The organism is Crenothrix sp., assembly GCF_043729335.1.
Lineage (GTDB): Bacteria > Pseudomonadota > Gammaproteobacteria > Methylococcales > Methylomonadaceae > Crenothrix.
In genome coordinates this window covers 175,146-194,401 of the sequence record NZ_JAYTLQ010000002.1, presented here as the reverse complement: position 1 = coordinate 194,401, position 19,256 = coordinate 175,146, and the positions used below count along the sequence as shown (strand labels likewise).

19 protein-coding genes are annotated in these 19,256 nt (G+C 43.7%); 13 read left to right on the top strand and 6 right to left on the bottom strand.

Going from position 1 to position 19,256, the window contains the following annotated elements; genetic code table 11:
- Positions 1-26 precede the first annotated feature (26 nt).
- The 10 genes from murD to lpxC all read left to right on the top strand — a co-directional run bounded on the left by murD (position 27) and on the right by lpxC (position 11,100).
- The gene (gene murD, locus ACHZC4_RS01475; RefSeq protein ID WP_394751985.1) at positions 27-1,397 is read left to right on the top strand and encodes a UDP-N-acetylmuramoyl-L-alanine--D-glutamate ligase; all 1,371 of its coding nucleotides are present in this window, start codon (positions 27-29) and stop codon (positions 1,395-1,397) included.
- 31 nt (positions 1,398-1,428) lie between these two features.
- Entirely contained in the window at positions 1,429-2,592 is a 1,164-nt protein-coding gene (gene ftsW / locus ACHZC4_RS01470) for a putative lipid II flippase FtsW (RefSeq protein ID WP_394751984.1), read from the top strand.
- The gene (gene murG / locus ACHZC4_RS01465) at positions 2,577-3,632 is read left to right on the top strand and encodes an undecaprenyldiphospho-muramoylpentapeptide beta-N-acetylglucosaminyltransferase (RefSeq protein WP_394751983.1); all 1,056 of its coding nucleotides are present in this window, start codon (positions 2,577-2,579) and stop codon (positions 3,630-3,632) included. The genes ftsW and murG overlap by 16 nt, the downstream gene beginning before the upstream one ends.
- Positions 3,629-5,068 (top strand): UDP-N-acetylmuramate--L-alanine ligase, encoded by a 1,440-nt coding sequence (gene murC, locus ACHZC4_RS01460; protein ID WP_394751982.1) that lies wholly within the window; start codon positions 3,629-3,631, stop codon positions 5,066-5,068. Before murG ends, murC begins: the two co-directional genes overlap by 4 nt.
- Before the next feature lie 13 nt (positions 5,069-5,081).
- The gene (gene murB, locus ACHZC4_RS01455; protein WP_394751981.1) at positions 5,082-5,960 is read left to right on the top strand and encodes a UDP-N-acetylmuramate dehydrogenase; all 879 of its coding nucleotides are present in this window, start codon (positions 5,082-5,084) and stop codon (positions 5,958-5,960) included.
- A complete protein-coding gene (locus tag ACHZC4_RS01450; RefSeq protein WP_394751980.1) occupies positions 5,961-6,881 on the top strand; it encodes a D-alanine--D-alanine ligase in 921 nt (306 codons plus the stop codon).
- Positions 6,881-7,639: a cell division protein FtsQ/DivIB gene (locus ACHZC4_RS01445; protein WP_394751979.1), complete on the top strand. Its 759-nt coding sequence runs from the start codon at positions 6,881-6,883 to the stop codon at positions 7,637-7,639. The genes ACHZC4_RS01450 and ACHZC4_RS01445 overlap by 1 nt, the downstream gene beginning before the upstream one ends.
- 29 nt (positions 7,640-7,668) lie before the next feature.
- The gene (gene ftsA, locus ACHZC4_RS01440; protein WP_394751978.1) at positions 7,669-8,892 is read left to right on the top strand and encodes a cell division protein FtsA; all 1,224 of its coding nucleotides are present in this window, start codon (positions 7,669-7,671) and stop codon (positions 8,890-8,892) included.
- Between the two features lie 31 nt (positions 8,893-8,923).
- Positions 8,924-10,084 (top strand): cell division protein FtsZ, encoded by a 1,161-nt coding sequence (gene ftsZ / locus ACHZC4_RS01435; protein WP_394752129.1) that lies wholly within the window; start codon positions 8,924-8,926, stop codon positions 10,082-10,084.
- A 95-nt stretch (positions 10,085-10,179) separates the two neighbouring features.
- Entirely contained in the window at positions 10,180-11,100 is a 921-nt protein-coding gene (gene lpxC, locus ACHZC4_RS01430; protein ID WP_394751977.1) for a UDP-3-O-acyl-N-acetylglucosamine deacetylase, read from the top strand.
- A gap of 14 nt (positions 11,101-11,114) precedes the next feature.
- Here lpxC and ACHZC4_RS01425 read toward each other — a convergent pair whose 3' ends face one another.
- Both ACHZC4_RS01425 and ACHZC4_RS01420 read right to left on the bottom strand, forming a co-directional pair.
- Positions 11,115-11,546, bottom strand: a complete 432-nt coding sequence (locus tag ACHZC4_RS01425; protein WP_394751976.1) for a DciA family protein — start codon at positions 11,544-11,546, stop codon at positions 11,115-11,117.
- A 129-nt stretch (positions 11,547-11,675) separates the two neighbouring features.
- Positions 11,676-13,352: an enoyl-CoA hydratase-related protein gene (locus tag ACHZC4_RS01420; RefSeq protein WP_394751975.1), complete on the bottom strand. Its 1,677-nt coding sequence runs from the start codon at positions 13,350-13,352 to the stop codon at positions 11,676-11,678.
- Positions 13,353-13,676: 324 nt separating this feature from the next.
- On the opposite strand from ACHZC4_RS01420, the gene ACHZC4_RS01415 reads away from it, so the two are divergent.
- Complete coding sequence (locus ACHZC4_RS01415) at positions 13,677-14,006, top strand: ASCH domain-containing protein (RefSeq protein WP_394751974.1); 330 nt, start codon at positions 13,677-13,679, stop codon at positions 14,004-14,006.
- Between the two features lie 38 nt (positions 14,007-14,044).
- The gene (locus ACHZC4_RS01410; protein ID WP_394751973.1) at positions 14,045-14,782 is read left to right on the top strand and encodes an Hpt domain-containing protein; all 738 of its coding nucleotides are present in this window, start codon (positions 14,045-14,047) and stop codon (positions 14,780-14,782) included.
- Here ACHZC4_RS01410 and ACHZC4_RS01405 read toward each other — a convergent pair.
- Positions 14,765-15,430, bottom strand: a complete 666-nt coding sequence (locus ACHZC4_RS01405) for a Crp/Fnr family transcriptional regulator (protein ID WP_394751972.1) — start codon at positions 15,428-15,430, stop codon at positions 14,765-14,767. The two genes, ACHZC4_RS01410 and ACHZC4_RS01405, sit on opposite strands and share 18 nt — an antisense overlap.
- A 650-nt stretch (positions 15,431-16,080) precedes the next feature.
- Here ACHZC4_RS01405 and ACHZC4_RS01400 point away from each other — a divergent pair.
- Positions 16,081-17,391: a hypothetical protein gene (locus ACHZC4_RS01400; protein WP_394751971.1), complete on the top strand. Its 1,311-nt coding sequence runs from the start codon at positions 16,081-16,083 to the stop codon at positions 17,389-17,391.
- Positions 17,392-17,761: 370 nt separating this feature from the next.
- On the opposite strand, the gene ACHZC4_RS01395 is transcribed toward ACHZC4_RS01400, so the two are convergent.
- From ACHZC4_RS01395 to ACHZC4_RS01385, 3 genes are all read right to left on the bottom strand, one after another.
- On the bottom strand, positions 17,762-18,619 hold the full coding sequence (locus tag ACHZC4_RS01395; RefSeq protein ID WP_394751970.1) for an RES family NAD+ phosphorylase: 858 nt from the start codon (positions 18,617-18,619) through the stop codon (positions 17,762-17,764).
- 106 nt (positions 18,620-18,725) lie between these two features.
- Entirely contained in the window at positions 18,726-18,977 is a 252-nt protein-coding gene (gene brnA, locus ACHZC4_RS01390; RefSeq protein WP_394751969.1) for a type II toxin-antitoxin system BrnA family antitoxin, read from the bottom strand.
- Positions 18,967-19,230, bottom strand: a complete 264-nt coding sequence (locus ACHZC4_RS01385) for a BrnT family toxin (RefSeq protein ID WP_394751968.1) — start codon at positions 19,228-19,230, stop codon at positions 18,967-18,969. The genes brnA and ACHZC4_RS01385 overlap by 11 nt, the downstream gene beginning before the upstream one ends.
- Positions 19,231-19,256 lie beyond the last annotated feature (26 nt).

Below are 19,256 nucleotides of genomic sequence, written 5' to 3'. Positions count from 1 at the left end.
TATAAATGGGGTCTTAAGAGATAATCATGCACAATACGGCGATTTTAGCGAAACTGGAAAAGGATTTTGCTTTGCTACCCGAAACAGCCAAGGTATTGGTCGTTGGTTTGGGCAGTACGGGTATATCAGTTGCGCGTTTTTTGCAAAAATTAGGCATTAATTTTGCTATTGCGGATAGCCGTAACAAGCCTCAGTTGTTGGATGAATTTGCTCAAGAGATGCCCGATGTGCCGGTATTTACGGGCGGATTTGATGAGGCGGCTTTTCAGGTTGCGACGCATTTGGTGGTAAGTCCTGGGGTGTCTTTACTAGAACGCTCGATTGTTAAAGCGGTGGCTAACGGTTCAAAAGTGATGGGCGATATTGATTTATTTGCCAGTGCCGTTAATGTGCCGATTATTGCCATTACCGGCTCTAATGGCAAAAGTACGGTAACCACCATGCTGGGCGACATGTTGAAAGATGCGGGTATAAAAGCCGGTGTTGGTGGCAATCTGGGTACGCCAGCATTGGATTTACTAGACGACAACAACCAAATATATGCGCTGGAGTTATCCAGTTTCCAGCTGGAAAGAACATCGGTTTTGCAAGCAACAGCTGCAACTGTGCTTAATATATCTGCGGATCACTTAGATAGGCATGCCGATCTCGCTGAATATGCTTATGAAAAACAAAAGGTATTTAATGGCCAGGGTGTTATGGTGATTAATATTGATGACCCTATTGTTAATGCCATGCAGGATAAATCGCGTGACACGCTGACATTTTCTATCCAGGGTCGCGCTGATTTTTACCTTGATTTTCAGCAGGGTATAGAATATTTAATGTATAAAGACACCTGTTTGATGCCGTTGTCGACACTGCCGCTTGAAGGTCGCCATAACGCCGCCAATGCGTTGTCTGCGCTGGCTTTAGGCTTGGCGGCAGGTTTAAATACCAGCACAATGTGTAAAAGCTTGCAGAAATTCAAAGGCCTGGCACATAGAATGCAACGGGTTGCTGAAATAAGGGGTGTTACCTGGGTTAATGATTCAAAAGCTACCAATATTGGTGCCTGCATTGCTGCTTTACAGGGCTATAAAGACAAAGTCGTGCTGATAGCAGGTGGCGATGCCAAAGGCGCTGACATGCGTGAATTGGCGCCCGTCATTAAAGCGAAAGCTAAAGGGGTTGTGTTAATGGGTAAAGATGCTCTATTAATAGAACACGCTTTGAATGGCTGTGTCCCCGTTGTTTTGGTCAAAAATATGGTGCAAGCAGTACAAGCAGCGGCAAGTCTTGCTAAAGCAGGTGAAAGCGTGTTGCTGTCTCCTGCGTGTGCGAGTCTGGATCAGTATAAAAACTATCAAGATCGCGGCGAAAAATTTGCCAATGCAGTGATGGCTTTGCTGGCATGAACAGCCCGTTTAGTGCGCTATGGAGGCCACAATGAAAACTCAGCAAAAAGTACGTTTCCATTTTGATAAGACCTTGACGCTGATCTGCATCGCGCTATTGACGATGGGGTATATCATGGTCGTGTCGTCATCGCTGCATTTGGGGGCAAAAATGTCGGGTAGCGTGTTCAGCTTTCCCATAAAACAGCTGGCTCATATCGGTATAGGTGTGTGTGCTGGCGCCTGGCTTGCGACAATACCGCTATACAAATGGGAAAGTGCAGGGCCTTGGTTGTTTATTGTCGGTTTATTTTTGCTGGTTATTGTTTTAATACCGGGATTGGGCGTAAAAGTTAATGGCAGTGTGCGTTGGCTATCTTTAGCGGGTGTTAGAATACAAGTTTCCGAAATTGTTAAGTTTTTTGCTGTTATTTATATCGCAGGTTATGTTACCCGACATCAAGAATCGGTAAGATTATCGGCTTATGGCATTTTTAAACCATTGGCCCTGTTTTCGTTAGCCTGCGTATTGTTGCTGCTGGAACCTGATTTTGGGTCATCCGTGGTTATTTTGTTGATAGCAATGGGCGTGATGTTTTTAGGGGGAGCCAGGTTATCGCAATTTGTTATTTTGATGTCTTTGGTTGTGGCATTAGCCACCTTGCTGGTTTATATCGAGCCTTATCGTATGCGCCGGATAACCAGCTTTATGAATCCTTGGGCAGATCCTTTAAACAGTGGTTTTCAGTTGGTGCAGGCGCTGATTTCTTTTGGTCGTGGTGAATGGCTAGGCGTGGGTTTGGGTAATGGCATACAAAAATTATTTTATTTGCCCGAAGCCCACACCGATTTCCTGTTTTCGGTTATTGCTGAAGAATTGGGATTATTGGGGGTAGTAGTCGTTATTGGTTTATTTGCTCTTTTGGTCTGGCGCACGTTTAAAATAGCAGAAGCCGCAGAAAAAGTCGGGCAACCGTTTTCGGCGTTTATGGCCTACGGTTTGGGCATATGGTTTGGTTTTCAGGCCTTTGTTAATATGGGCGTAAATATGGGTATATTGCCCACGAAAGGCTTAACATTGCCGTTTATGAGTTACGGTGGCGGCAGCATGATTAGTATGTGTTGTGCAATTGCCCTGTTATTTCGAATCTACAGTGAAGTTTATGAAATTAATGCTAATACACCAAAAGAAAGGTCTCGATGGGTAAACGCATAGTTATAATGGCAGGGGGCACGGGTGGGCATGTGTTTCCTGCGCTTGCGGTTGCCCAATTGCTTATTGAAAAAGGCTGGCAAGTCAGTTGGCTGGGCACGCATAAAGGCTTAGAAAGTCGAGTGGTGCCTGAAAATGGCATCGATATCGATTGGCTGTCAGTTGCGGGTGTGCGCGGCAAAGGTGTCATGTCAAAAATTAAGGCTGTGTTTATGCTGTTGCGGGCCTGTGGCCAATCGGCAAGCATACTGCGTCGACGCAAGCCTGATGTGGTACTGGGTATGGGTGGTTTTGTTGCAGGCCCCGGCGGTTTGATGGCAAAGTTGCTAGGTATTCCTTTGATTATTCATGAACAAAATCGTGTGCCCGGCACCACGAACCGATTATTGGCAAAGCTGGCCAATCAAGTTTTAGAAGCTTTCCCAAACAGCTTTAATAAAAAAGTGGGCGCTAAATGCACGGGTAACCCGTTAAGAAAAGCGTTTTTAACCGCCGTGAACAAGGAAGAAAGACGTGAAAAAACCGCGGTTAATGTGTTAATTTTTGGGGGTAGCCAAGGTGCTAAGATATTAAATGAAGTTGCGCCTGATGCGGTCGTCAATTTGGCTGATATCCAAGTGATACATCAAACGGGTGCCGCCATGTTTGAGCAGGTAAAAGGACGCTACAGAGAATTGAACATTAAAGCCCACGTGACGGCATTTATTGATGACATGGTAGCTGCTTACCAGTGGGCTGATATTGTCGTGTGTCGATCAGGTGCCATGACGGTCAGCGAAATTGCTGCGATGGGCGTGCCGGCTATTTTTATTCCGCTGCCTAATGCTATCGATGACCATCAGGTGGCTAATGCACGCTATTTAACCGATGCAGGTGCAGGCCTATTACTCATGCAAAAAGACTTAACCCCTATGATGTTGGCAGAAAAAATAACACAGACACTTGGCCAGTTACACGCTATGCGTATGGCTGCAACACAATGTGCACGCTTGGAAGCAACGGAAGAGGTTGCTGCGTTTTGTATTGCCGAGGCTAACGCATGACCGGTGCTTACGGCCAAATGTCCACAGAAATGCTGGGCACTATTAAACGCATACACTTTATTGGTATCGGCGGTACCGGCATGAGCGGTATTGCAGAAGTATTATTAAATCTGGGTTATCAGGTTTCAGGTTCTGATGCGAAAGAGAGCGCCGTAACGCAACGCTTGGCGGAGCTGGGTGTTGTTGTCTCAATAGGCCATACACGTGAAAATGTGGCGGGTGTCGATGTCGTGGTGGCATCCAGTGCAATAGATCGCAGCAATGCCGAAATTGACGAGGCCTATTTAAATCGGATACCGGTCATCCCGCGTGCGGAAATGTTAGCTGAGCTGATGCGGTTTCGATTTGGCATTGCCGTTGCCGGTACGCACGGCAAAACGACAACGACAAGCCTGGTTGCCAGCATTTTGGCTGAGGGTGGCCTTGATCCTACCTTTGTGATTGGTGGACGCTTAAACAGTTCTGGTAGCAATGCTAAGTTAGGGTTAGGCAACTATCTGGTAGCCGAAGCGGATGAAAGTGACGCGTCATTTTTATATTTGCAACCGATGATCGCTATCGTGACCAATATTGATCAAGATCACATGGCCACTTATCAAAATAGCTATCAACGCTTGAAAGATACCTTTGTTGAGTTTTTACACCATTTGCCATTTTATGGCTTGGCAGTCATGTGTTTGGATGATGAAGGTGTGCGGGAGATCTTGCCACAGTTATCAAAACCTATCGTGACCTATGGGGTGCATGAAAATGCTGATGTCCGCGCAGTTGATATTAAGCAAGAAGGTATGCAAACACACTTCACGGTGATGCGTAGAGGCGATGAGGCGCCACTGGCGGTTACCTTAAATATGCCAGGGTGGCACAATATGTTAAATGCCTTGGCAGCGATTGCGGTGGCTAGTCGCCTAAAAGTGACTAATGCGGCAATTATAAAGAGCTTGCAGGTGTTTAAGGGCGTGGGTCGACGCTTTCAATTGAATGGTGATTTGCCGCTAGGTAATGGTAAATTAACGCTGGTTGATGATTATGGCCATCACCCCAGAGAAATTGCAGCTACACTTGAAGCATTGCGGCAAGCGTGGCCAGACCGGCGCTCGGTAATTGTTTTTCAGCCGCATCGATATACACGAACCCGCGATTTGTTTGAAGATTTTGTCCACGTTCTATCCAGCGTTGATATACTGGTTTTAATGGATGTTTATTCGGCAGGAGAATCAGTTATTCCGGGTGCAGATGGACGCGCATTAAGCCGCGCTATTCGTATCCGTGGTCAGGTTGATCCCGTATTTGTGGATAATTGGGAAGAGTTGCCGCATATATTGGCCAGCATAGTTAAGCCAGATGATGTTCTGCTAACCATGGGTGCGGGTAATGTCGGGCATATTGCAACCCTGTTGCCACAGCTATTGGCAGAACAATTGAAGTTAATTTAATGTGGTTGCTGAAATGAAAGGGCGCTTGCTAAGTAACGAAAACCTGTCGAAATATACCAGTTGGCGGGTAGGTGGCCCTGCAGATCAGGTTTACATTCCAGCAGATCGGCAAGATTTGATTGAGTTTTTGAAGGCACTACCGGTGGGTGAGCCGGTATTTTGGATGGGTTTGGGTAGTAATTTGTTGGTTCGTGATGGCGGTATTCGGGGTACGGTCATCACCACCAAAAGCCGGTTAAAAACGATGCGCCGTGTTGATGAACATGTGGTGTATGTTGAAGTTGGAGTGCCTTGTGCGCATGTCGCTCGGTTTTGTTCTGAACAGGGATTGGTGGGAGCTGAGTTTTTGGCTGGCATACCCGGTACTATGGGTGGGGCATTGAAAATGAATGCTGGCGCTTTTGATGGTGAAACCTGGCGTATTGTTAAGGATGTGGAAACCATAGATGCTTTGGGTGCGGTAAATACCAAAGCCCCGCAGGATTTTAGCATCAGTTATCGATCAGTAAAGGGCATTGATAATCAATGGTTTTTATCGGCACATTTGCTATTGCAATCCGGTGATGCTGATGTGAGCCAGAAGAAAATAAAAGGCTTACTGGAAAAACGGGCGCAAACCCAACCGACCAATCAACCCAGTTGTGGATCGGTATTTAAAAATCCTGACGGTGATTATGCCGCACGATTAATTGAACATGCGGGATTAAAAGGTTTTTCTATTGGTGGGGCGTGTGTTTCCGAAAAACATGCTAACTTTATTATTAATACCGGCAATGCTAAGGCTGCCGATATAGAAGCCTTAATTAACTATATTCAGCGTAAAATTGAAGATTTACACGGTGTCATACTGCAAACAGAAGTTTGTATGGTAGGAGAAAATGCGAGGCTATAAGTGATTACAAAACCAGAAGAATTTGGTAAGGTTGCCGTTTTGATGGGCGGATCGGCTGCGGAGCGGCCAGTGTCTTTGCGCAGCGGTGCGGCAGTTTTTGCTGCTTTACAAAGCCAAGGTGTGGATGTTATCGCTGTTGATGTTACCGGCAGTGCCATTGATGCGTTGTCCAATATTCAGGTTGACAGGGTATTTAATATTATTCATGGGCGTGGCGGTGAAGACGGCGTATTACAAAGTGTTTTGCAGGTATTGGGCATTCCCTATACCGGCAGTGGTGTACTGGCTTCTGCGTTAAGCATGGATAAGCTTAGAACCAAATTGTGTTGGCAAGGCTATGGCTTGGTGACACCTAAATGGTATCTATTAAAAAATGAAAGCGATATTGATCCGTGTATTGAAAAACTAGGTTTTCCGGTGATTGTTAAACCGGCGCTGGAAGGCTCCAGCATGGGTATGAGCAAGGCTAATAATCGCGATGAATTAGTGCAGGCGCTAAAGCTAGCTGCGCAGTTTCGTTGTGACGTTTATGCAGAAGCTTGGGTTACCGGTAAGGAATATACAGTTGCGGTATTAAATGGCGAGGCTCTACCGGCTATTCGTCTGGAAACACCTAATGCGTTTTATGATTACGAAGCAAAATATAACGCGACAACAACCCAGTACCATTGTCCGTGCGGATTAAATGAAGAACAGGAGCTACACTTAAAAAAATTAGCCCTGACAGCTAGTGGAGCAGTGGGTGTAACAGGCTGGGCCAGAGTAGATATGTTTATTGATAGTTTGGGTGTAACCCAACTTATTGAAATTAACACTGTGCCCGGGATGACCGATCATAGTTTAGTGCCGATGGCAGCAAAACAGGCAGGTCTTACGTTTGAGCAATTAGTCTGGCGTATTTTGGAAACCAGTTTCGGGTAATGAACAGTATAAGCAGTAAAATTTGGGTTACTGCAATATTATTGCTTACCGGTATAGTCTCAATTATTGGACGCAACGCTGTAGAACAAAAAATAAAACAGGCTTTTCCAATACGCTATGTTAGAACGGAAGGGGTTTTTCAATACTTAAGTAAAGACGAAGTGAAAATTGCCTTGCAGCCGCAGGTTGCGCGGGATTTTTTTGATGTGGACATGCAATCCATACAAAGTGTTGTTGCGTCTTTGCCGTGGGTTAAGACGGCAACCGTTGCGCGGATTTGGCCTGACACCATAGATATTAAAGTGCATGAAAAAAAAGCCTATGTTCGGTGGGGGGAAAAGAGTCTAATTACTGAACGTGGTGAAATATTCACCCCCACAAATATTGAGCCCTTTCAAGATCTTCCGATCATTGAAGGGCCGATACAGCAGCAGAAAAAAGTACTAGAAGTCATGAAGGGCATTAAAACAGCATTAGCGGATCAGTCCATGGAATTGGCAGAATTTACCATTAGTGAACGCTGGACATGGAAAATAAGATTGAAAAATGGCTTGCAAATAGTGATGGGTCGTAATGATCCTTTAAAAAAATTACAACGTTTTTTGAAAACAGTGCCAATATTAGGACAAGACAGAATCGATGAAATGGATATTGTTGATCTGAGATATTTGAATGGATACGCGGTTTCATGGCGCCCTGATGCCACACAAGTGGATTGGCAGCTTCCATTAGACGCAGATAAGAAAATCAATGAGTAATCCAAAAAAAAGCGAAGCAGAGTGGAAAAATGGCAAAAAGAACAGAGCGGAATTTAATTGTCGGGCTTGATATTGGAACTACGAAAGTTGCAGCCATTGTTGGGGAAATCAGTAGTGATGGTAATATAGAAGTTATAGGTATTGGTTCAACAGTCTCTCGGGGACTGAAGAAAGGCGTTGTAGTCAACTTAGAGTCTACGGTGCAATCTATACAGCGAGCTATAGAAGAAGCGGAGCTGATGGCGGGATGTCAAATAAAATCCGTGTTTGCAGGGATTGCAGGCAGCCATATCCGCAGCCTTAATTCACACGGCATTGTGGCCATTAAAGATAAAGAGGTTACGCAATACGATATAGACAGGGTCATTGATTCTGCCCGCGCGGTGGCCATACCCGCCGACCAGAAAATTTTGCATATTTTGCCGCAGGAGTTTGTAATTGATCTGCAAGATGGCATTAAAGAACCTATCGGTATGTCGGGTATTCGCCTTGAAGCCAAGGTACACATGGTAACCGGTAGTGTCAGTGCAGCCCAAAATATTATTAAATGTATCCGCCGTTGTAATCTTGAGGTGGATGACATTGTGCTGGAACAGCTGGCTTCGTGTAATTCGGTACTGGCAGAAGATGAAAAAGATTTGGGTGTGTGTTTGATTGATATTGGCGGCGGTACAACTGACATTGCTATTTTTGTCGAAGGTGCCATCAAACATACGGCGGTTATACCGATTGCAGGCGATCAAGTCACTAATGATATTGCTGTTGCTTTGCGCACCCCAACTATTAATGCCGAAGATATTAAGAAGAAATATGCCTGCGCATTAACGCAGCTGGCCAGCGCTGATGGGATTATTGAGGTGCCTAGTATTGGGGATCGGGCGCCGCGTAAAATATCGTCACAAAATTTGGCGGAAATCATTGAGCCACGTTATGAAGAATTATTATTATTAGTTCAGGCAGAATTAAGACGTAGCGGGTATGAAGATGTTATCGCCGCCGGTATTGTATTAACGGGTGGCAGTTCAAAAGTTATGGGTTTGACTGAGTTAGCGGAAGAGATCTTTCACATGCCTGTACGCCTGGGATGCCCTCAGAATGTGACAGGGCTGATAGAAGTGGTCAGAAATCCCATACATTCCACTGGTGTTGGTTTGTTGATGTATGGTAAAGATTATCAGGGCGGCAGAGGCATAGACACAGAAGAAACCGGCTTTTTTGCCAAAATGAAAGGCTGGTTTCAAGGGAATTTTTAAGAATTTTACAGATTATGAAGGGGCAGCGATGATGAAGTACGAATTAGTGGATATGTGTACCGAAACCGCAGTAATCAAGGTGATCGGTGTGGGCGGTGGCGGCGGTAATGCTGTTCATCATATGGTTAATAGCAGCATTAAAGGTGTAGAATTTATTTGTGCCAATACCGATGCACAGGCATTAAGAAAATTAGACACCGGCACCATCATCCAACTGGGTGTCGAGCTAACTAAGGGCTTAGGCGCAGGGACTAATCCAGAAGTTGGTAGGCAAGCAGCTGAAGAAAATAAAGACCGCATTAAAGAAGTCATTAACGGTGCGGATATGATTTTTTTAACTGCTGGCATGGGTGGCGGTACCGGTACCGGTGCTATTGCCGTGATTGCAGAAATCGCTAAAGAAATGGGTATCTTGACCGTTGCGGTGGTGACTAAGCCCTTTCTCTTTGAAGGCAAAAAGAAGCAGTCGATTGCTGAGCAAGGCATTGCAGAGCTTGAAAAGTATGTGGACTCATTGATTACTATCCCTAATCAAAAGTTACTGCCAGTATTAGGTGATAAAGTATCGTTGATGAATGCTTTTAAAGCGGCCAATGATGTGTTGCTGGATGCGGTACAAGGTATTACGGATTTGATTGTTCACCCCGGTATGATTAACGTTGACTTTGCCGACGTCAGGACAGTGATGTCCGGTATGGGAGCTGCCATCATGGGTACAGGTGCCGCTGTAGGTGATCACCGTGCCCGTGAAGCCGCTGAAAAAGCGATTGCCTGTCCTTTGCTGGAAGATATTAATTTGCAGGGCGCGCGGGGTATTTTGGTGAATATTTCAGCAGCGGATATGAGCATTGCAGAGTTTAACGAGGTGGGCGAGATTGTCCATGAGTTTGCTTCGGAAGATGCCATCATCAAAATTGGTACTGCCATTGACCCCGACTTGGGCGATGAAATCAAAGTGACTGTTGTTGCAACGGGTATGGGTTCGCCCGCACAAGTGGCTGTTAAAACAACAAATAACCTGATTAGAAAAGCCTCTACCGGTGAAGTTAATTATGGCGTATTAGACACGCCGACCGTTATTCGACAAAATAAACCTGAAACCAGAGAATCACGTTTTGGCGCCCAGGCTAAAGAAGGCATGGATTTAGATTATCTAGATATTCCGGCTTTTTTAAGACGTCAGGCGGATTAGTGCTTTCTGTAAAGAAATGTTTGGTCTCTGTATGATGGCAGATTATGATAAAATCACAGTCCCCCTTCGTTCTCTTTACTTAGCGATATCATTTTATGATTAAACAAAGAACATTAAGAAATACTATCAGAGCCACGGGTGTTGGCCTGCATACGGGCGATAAGGTTTATTTGACCTTGCACCCAAGTGAGCCCAATACTGGCATCAGGTTTCGCCGGGTGGATCTCGATGTTCCTGTAACGATTAAAGCAACGCCTGGCAACGTAGGTGAAACAGTGTTGTCGACGACTCTGGTTTCTGGGGATGTGAAAATATCCACCATTGAGCATTTGCTGTCAGCCTTTGCCGGATTAGGCATAGACAACGCACTGATTGATGTTAGCGCTGCTGAAGTGCCCATTATGGATGGTAGCGCGGGGCCTTTTGTGTTTTTGTTGCAATCTGCGGGTGTAGAGGAACAAGACTGTCCAAAACAATATATTCGCATCAAACGCAGTATTAGGGTTGAAGATGGTGATAAATGGGCTGCCTTTGAACCGTTTGACGGCTTTAAAGTCACCTTCACGATAGATTTTGAGCATCCTGCTTTTGAGGAGCATGTCAAAACAGCAACAATGGATTTTTCATCGACCACTTTTGTAAAAGAAGTCAGTCGGGCTAGAACCTTTGGTTTTATGAAAGACATTGATATGCTGCGACAAAACAATCTTGCTTTAGGCGGTAGTCTGGATAATGCGATTGTCGTAGATGATGTCAAAATTCTCAATGAAGACGGCTTGCGTTATGCCGATGAGTTTGTTAAACACAAAATCCTGGATGCCATTGGCGATTTGTATTTGTTAGGCCATAGTTTAATTGGCGAGTTTACCGGTTATAAATCTGGGCACGGCTTAAACAATAAATTACTTCGCACCTTGTTAGATGATAAAGATGCTTGGGAAATGATTACTTACGAAGAAGATGAAGCCCCGATTTCCTTTATGCGTTCAGCGGAAACACCACGAACAGCGGCTTAATAATGCGTGAGTTTTTAAGGTTTGCGACTCGATAATTGTGTCAGTGTTTTGCTCAGTTTCAATAGCGCAACTTTTAGCGGGTCATCTTGGATTGAAACGCCGTATGTCTTGAGAAATTGAATATTTTCTGCGGAAGGGACATTAAGTTTGCGCGGGCTTACGTTGGGGACATGGGGTTTGGCAATTATTTTGGTCTGCACAGTACTGATTACCGCACCAATGGACTCTGCTGCTGCATCAATTATCACCGGACTATAAAAACGCAGCTGTGATGCCCAGTTTGCAGAGTGGGTGTAGATCAGTAAATGATTTTTTTTTAAAATACAATGCAACACTTGGTTGGCCAGTGTTTGAGGCAATACCGTTTTAATGCGTTGTGTCAATTGCTGCTGGGTAGCGATTTGATGCTGGAGCTGCTTTAAAGTTCTGCTTTGCAGTGTGACCATTGATGTAAATGACGATGTTTTTTTAAACACGTACTGCAACCTGCAATTTAAATAAGACAATAGGTGTAGTTAAGCATTTAATGCTCACAATATCCAGGATTATAGTTGTGCCGAAATGTAAGGCCATCATCACTGATCTTGAGCAGGCGGGTGCTTGCTATAAACCAACTGTTTACGGATTAAATGATAAAGTGCGTTGGATTCAAAAAATGCCTCTTTCATCCGTTGCTGCTCTTCTTCTCGGTAATATTGCAAAGGTTTGAGAAATTCATCCTGATTGCGGCGTTGTATTTTTGACCTTAATATCTTGTCATAACTTTGATGTTGAGCCAGTGCTTCGGCCATGGTTCTTATTTTAGTGTCGAAAGCAGCGAAATGATCAGGAATTATGTGGTCGATTAAGCCAATATGTTTAGCTTCTCGAGTGCTGAGAATGCGGCAGTTTTCAATTAATTCTAAGGCTTTGTCGTAACCGATGCGCTTGGGTAGTGTGTAAGTCGAATATTCGGAACCGAACAATCCCATGGACTTATAATTTAAATTAAACATCACGCCACTGCGTGCGCAAATTTTGTCAAATGCGGCGGCAAACGCTACCCCGCCAGCACTGGCTTGGCCATGTATTGCAGCAATAGTTATTTTTTTTGTGGCTGTAACGATGGCAAGAATAAGGTCATTTAAGGCATTGACGTTATGCCAGGATTCTTCTGGCGGGTTATTAGATGCTTCGATAACCCGTAAATCGATACCATTGGACCAAAATGAATGGCTACCTAACAACACTAACACACGGGTAGGGTGCTCAAGTACTTCTAAAATGGCATCACGTAGACGCAAGCATTGTTCGGTATTCATTGCACCTTCGTAAAAATCAAAATGCAAATAACCCACCTGATTGTGTTCTTCATACCAAATTTCTCGGTAAGTGTTTGCTGAGGTTTCGTAAATCGTTACCGGCACTTCGGGTAAATCTTTTATCTTATTGCGAAACACCATTGCGGCGGGTAATTTGAAATACTTTCTTTCCGTCTCAGCGGTTTTGGGTTCAAGATGTGATAACCATACAGCACCATCGATGGTGGCTCGACATACCGCGCCAAGGCGCTTGGCGATAAGGGCTTTAGGTGAGCCACGCAAAGTATCTTCAAGGGTTGCACCATAGATGTAGTAGTCTATTCCTCGGATATTATCGGCAACACCAGGGTAGCCATCACCGGCATTGATTTTGTTTACTATGGTGGCCGCGCTGTCTAGGTCCCAGTCAATCTTTCGGTCGGCTTGTGTCATCAGAACTTGAAAGATTGCTTTGTCGGTGGCGCTACTGTAATCTAGTTTTTGGGGAATAAAATCAGGATTTTGAGTGTGCTCAATTGTTTGTAAGACAACGTCTACAGCGGCTTTTTGTACTTCTAATAAATAAAGGCTGCTTTTGGTTGCTAGGCGTAGCGTAAAGATTGCACTGGCCCAGCTACTGCAAACATCCATTTCTGAAGATATTTGTATGGCGGTAAGCGTGCAAGTAGCTTCCTGATGCTGTATGGCCCAATCCAATGCGGATGCGCTATGATTTTTATCGGTATTAAGGTGCAATGTAATGCACCGATAGCGATGCCAGATGCTTTTGGACAATGTGGTGTCTAACGAAGGGCAAAAAATCAATTCCGGCTGATGCTGTTGTACAGCATCCAGTGTTTGTAAGTCGCTTGAGGCAATGTCAAAAGCTACCTTATGTCCTCTTTGAGCCAATTCGACATACAGGCGTTGAGTTAAACTGTCATAAGTTGATGACAGAAGTAAAATTTTCATAGCGAGTTTCCTTTATAAGACAATGAATGCTTAAAACTTAATAAATTATAGGCGAGACTAATTAGCACTAACCTTCTTACGGATAAGCTAAGCCGCTTTTCCGTTTTCTGCCTTTAGTTTAGTTAAGAAGCTAATAAATACAACGGCTGACAATGATAATAACATTCCAGCTAAGGCGCGGTAATACTGCGTTTTTAGGCAATAGCTTTGTTGTGCTTGAACATTTTTTGTTAACCGGGATAATGCTATTATTTTAATAATATTTAGTCCTTGTATAAGGTGCATTAAAGTTCATCATTTTAAAAATACCCAACCGCAAACACTATGACATTTTTCCCTGAAAAAACCTGCTCGATTGAGCGCCTGATTACACATCCTAAATTGGTCGCTGCCGCAATCGCCGGCACAAAGACTCAACAGCGCCGTCATGGGGCGTATGGTTGGCCTGGTGAAACCTTTCAATTGGGAGAGACACTATTTGTCATCACTGATTTACAGCGCCAACGCTTGGGGGATATGACCGAAGAGCATGCTAAAGCTGAAGGGTATGAAAGTCTTGACGTCTATAAAGATATCATTTTAAAAATGCATGCTGGCATGGTTTGGAATAGCGATGGCATGGCGTGGGTACACAGCTTTGTACGTCAAACTTAAAAAGTCGTTGCGCCTATAGTCGGATTTTACGTAAAAACATGATAAAAATGCTAGGTATGGAACCGTTTAATCTGCTGCTTATTGAAAAAAAGACTATTAACTCTTATTCCTCGTCTTTATTGCAAGATGATGTATGCCTGACAATAGCTAATAACGAAAATGAAGCATTAATAACGTTATTATACACTCGCTTCAATCTGATTTTGCTTGATGCCGCGTTGGCCAATGCTGAAATTATCTACTTTGTAAAAAATGCGGGTAATCTTAATTGCAAGACTCCTTTAGTCGTCATGATTGCTGAGCATAAAAGCCATTCAAGAATACATTTTATGTCATTAGGTATTGATGATTGTTGGAACAAGTCATCCAGCGCCAATGCCTTGGCTCAGTTTATCCAGAAGAAAAAAAATACCCATAGTCTTGCGCCGATTGACTACATTCAAATTTTGCTGGATAAAACCCAGAACAATGAAAACTTAACGATAATAATATTCAAAAAATTATTTTTCGAATTGCCTCAGCAAATAACAGATATTAAATATGCCTTGCAAAATAAACAGTTTCAAAACGCATTAGATATCACCCACAAATTACATGGCTCGGTAAGTTTTTGCGGCTTTATTGATATTCAGCAGCCTGCATTTAATCTGGAAAATAGTTTGTCGCGTAAAGATTATCAAGCTGTGACTGGTTGTTACCGTACTTTAAAAGCTGCGATACTGAATTTTACCACCCAAGAAAAGGCTATTTTGGATTTATTACCAGGAGGCGGGTAGTTTTTTTTCAATTCTTAACGATTTTTCATCAAGGGTGATATAGCCGCCTTTGACTAATTCATGCATTATTTTGTTAATCATTTCTCTGGACGATCCTACCATCGTGGCCAATTCATATTGGGTAGGTCGTAGGGCGATAACTTGTATATCGTCTTGTGGATCCGCCATATCATTCAATACTTTAATAGTCCTTTCGTAGACATTTGATAGCGCCAGTTGCTTAACTTTTTGTGTTAACGATCTCACCTTTTCTGCTAACACGCCCAATAAGCTGATCGCTACTTCAGGATGCAAAACTAACCAGTGACTAAAATCACTTTTGGAGATGACGCCGCACAGCGTTTTTTCTAAAGCGACAACCGATGCTGACCGCGGTTCATCGCTTAATAAAGCAATCTCACCAAAGCAGGAGCCGGGGGTTTGAATCAACAAAGTGACTTCTTTACTTTTTTTGTCGCTGCTGAACACCCTCACTTTTCCTGAAAGTATGATGTATAAAGAACTGGTTTCTTCGCCTTCGGTAATAATAGCTGTCTGTTTGGGAAACTTGGCGGGTTTGGCTTTTATAGCCAAAGCCAACAATGCATCATCTGGCAGCTGGGCTAGAAACGGGATTTTTTTCAAACCTGCAAAAACCTCTTGTTGCACGGGGCGCACCTTTTTATAGAAAGAAAGTAACCGTTCAGTTCCCCTCTTTGAAAAAGAGGGGTTAAGGAGATTTTTTAAATAAGCCCCCTTCGCCCCTCGTAAGCTCTCCACTTTTTCTTCAAAGGGGGAGGTGAACGCATACGAAAGAAATACTATGTTGATTCATTATAGGTTACAGCGTGTTGCAATGGAAAGCCAGAACTGAAAGTACATAAAGCATTAGGATAAGCTGGCCATGAATCCTTGTGTCTTTTGGCGTTTTGCTTAAACTACGCGCGAAGCCGAATCAATGGAAGTGAGTCCAAGCAAGAATATAAAGTACCGGTTTTTTATCGATCCGCAAGCGTGTCCTGATGAGTACAATTGAGATGGAGTAATTGATATTCGCAGGGTAGAGGCTATTGCAGCTTTCTGAAATTATAAGCAGCATAGCTTATATGTTATAAGTTGCAGCAATAATTTTCTATACCTTTTCTCATAAACGTGTTATTAATCAAGGCGGAATAAGCTGATCTAGTCTGCTAGAAAGGCAAATAAATGTACTGGGTCTACGCATTCTATAATGCAACAGGTTATAAAAAGAATAAAAACGTTATGGATAGCCCTAAGACCTGGTAGCGCACAATAACAATAATTTTAGAGGAGTACTTATGGAACCTTATGTCTCGGTCATAAAAAATCTATTTTTTAGCTGGTATCAGTTTTCACTTGAAAATCCTGGCTATCCTGGAGTCATCGCCTTGATGGCTGGATTAGCCGTTGCCCTAATGATGTCAACGTCTCACCGTAGCAAACTGGGTAAGCTCAGACGCAAATTTGAAGCGAACAATTTTGTTCGGGAACAAGAGCATTTGAAAATAAATTATCAGTTGGATAACGTGCAGCAGCAATTACATCAAGCAAAAGAGCAGTTAATTGAGAAAGAGCAACAAATTGCCAAGAATGGCATAGACAATCAAGCTCAACAAGCTTTAGCCGCACACTCTATTGCCGAGTTAGAAACACAAGTTTATCAGCACAATAAAAATATGACTCATGCTGTCCAGGCTTTAGAGGCTGATTTTGGCATGGAGCAACAACCCATCTTGGTGAGTGACGGACTTGATTCATCTGTGTTATGGCAGCGCCATACCAGTGTCGTTAAACAATTAGCCGAACGTTCGCAGAACCATCAAAAAATGCTCACTGAGCTGCAATATAATCAGCAAACCTTAGCAGGGCAATTGTCAGATAAGGATGCAATCATCCAAGAATTACAAGAGGCATTAGAATCGCAAAACACGCATATTTCACAATTAACCCGTGATGCACAGATGCAAAAAGATAATGCGCAGCAAGCGCTCCAAAAGCTTATCTCTGAGTTTGAAAGTAAGGAACAAAAAAAGTCTGTTGTGGTGTTAGATACTGATGTGAATGCGGTAGCTTCAGCACCTAACGCTGTGCAATCTGCGGCTGTTGTTGAAGAAACAACTCAGCAATATATGCCGGTTGAAACGATAGATGAAGTCCCCGTTATAGCAGTAGCTATGGCTCTTGAGGCGTTACCAGAGTCTATTGCTGTTGAAGCAATGGTTGAAGTGCCCGATAGTGAAGAAGTGGCCGTTTCAATAATACAGCAACCTATTCAAGAGCAGCCTTTGGTTGAAAAAAAGTCGTGGTTCAATCCAATTAAGTTGCGTTTAAGCGCATTAACGGGCAAAGCCAAGCCTACTTCAACGGAGCGGGGAGAAATCAATGCAGCCGCTTCTGTCGATGTGTTGCCAGATCTTGTCAGCGCAGAAACGCTGCAAGCAACACCCGTTGCTGAATTGACCTCAGCAGCAGAAATAGAAGAAGAATGGGGGGCTGATAAAGAGGTAGATGCTGTTGAAGAGTTACCGTTGCCTAAGAAAAAGTCGTGGTTCAGCCCGATTAAAGCGCAGTTTGATGCTTTAACAGGGAAAGACAAATATTATGGTTAATTGAAAAAGAAATTAATTTTCGGATCAACATATCTACCCAACAATTGCTCGGATTTTCCATATACCTCCACGTTAATGAGTTCCAGTTTCGTTGGGCTGAGGTAACGAAGCCCAACACATAAGCAATGATATGTTGGGCTTCATGCTGTTTAGTCCAACCTACGGCACTAGAAAGTTACTGGTCTGAAATGAAAGTCATAGGCAACTCGAGTGAGCACAAGTTTGTTGATGCACTTTACTGTGATCGAGCCTGCCTTTAAAGGTCGCCCGAAGACTGCTAGGTTCGGAACAGCGAAAGACTCTTCATGAGCTTGGAGCTGCAGGATTCTCCGATGCGATAGCCCATAAGTCGTTCGAAGTGGCATCACGCCTAGCCGAAGGAGACTAAAGTACGACGGGTAGATAAGGCCATCGAACCCAGCGTTGCACGCAGCAGTCGCGATGGCTCTGGTGATGTCGTATGAATGCTTGCCGGCCAAAAATAGCATATGAACGGCCATATCAAGGCTCTCAAACTCAGTATACTGTTGTTCTCCTGTAAGATCACTGACAAGTCGAGAAGCCGCAGTTTGCGAGTTGGCGCAAGGGTTGCGACATACAACTCGTCTTCGGCAGTGACTCTGCATTCATGGACGCAGACTTGCAAATCGGGAGATGCGTAGAGCGCTGGCGAACCGTTGGAATCGAGCCGACCAGTTCCATCAAACGCTGCGGGCGGACTGTCGTACTCATGATGCTCTGATGGAAATTTTGGGTCTTTCCGAATTCGATAAAACGATAGCGTTGGTTCAATCTCGCGGGTTGGGTATTCACGCACAATGCGTTCGACGATAGAAGGCCTTAAAGCTAATTTTTGTAGCGCCTTCAATGGCTCGACTTCGCCCATCATCCAGAGGCGTGGGCCGTAGTGGAAGAAGCCTATCCCCAGCAACTTCTCGAAAAGCTCCACATCTGACTTGAGCCACGGTGATGGCTCAATGCTCGTAGTCTGATACTCATTGAAATGGATAAGTGGTGCGCCACCGTAGTCAGTTTGCCAGAACGATCCCCACACGAAAAATCGATATGCCAAACTCCCAAGTTTTTCTTTATTGAGCTTATATCCATCAGAGCTTCCGCAATTTTGGCATGCAGCGGCGTTTTCGTCACCGAGTTGTTCGGCATCAAGCTGAAGGCCGCGATCCATGAAGCACTTTGAACACGCGATGGATTCAATAGCGACTGGCATATGTGAAACCTAACAAGTTATTGTCTATGTCTGGATAATTATCCACTTTTCAAGTTCAGTTGGCTCTATTGAGAGCCTTAAGCTAAACTGGCACTGAACAAAAAAATTACAGTTGCCGCAAAGTTTTATTATCGGTTATTTTTTCGAGTCGTTCTGCCACCCAAATTTTAATAATGGATTGGCGAGTAACGCCTATTCGATTTGCCTCTTTATCAAGTGAATCAACCATCCAAGTAGGAAAGTCAACATTTACCTTTTTTTGCATTTGATTAGGACGTTTAGCTGTAGATAAATCAAGATGATCAACAATGTCGTTTTCATCATCATCAAACTTTTTATCAAATTCTTTAGCTTTCATATAACGCAACCTCTAATTTTCGTGAGCGCCGAACTGAAATAAGACGAATATTTTCATCACGATAAGTAACCACTGCTGACCAGCATTTTTTGGCAATTCGCTCAATAACTAATGATCTTGGCTCATCATCAGAATCTGCCCGAATTTCGATAAAACTAGGATCGTCCCAGATCTGTTGGGCATCAGCAAAATTAATACCATGCTTTTCCAGATTTGATTGGCTTTTTGTGTTGTCATATTCAAATGTGTACATTGGTATAGAAAATATACCTAAATACA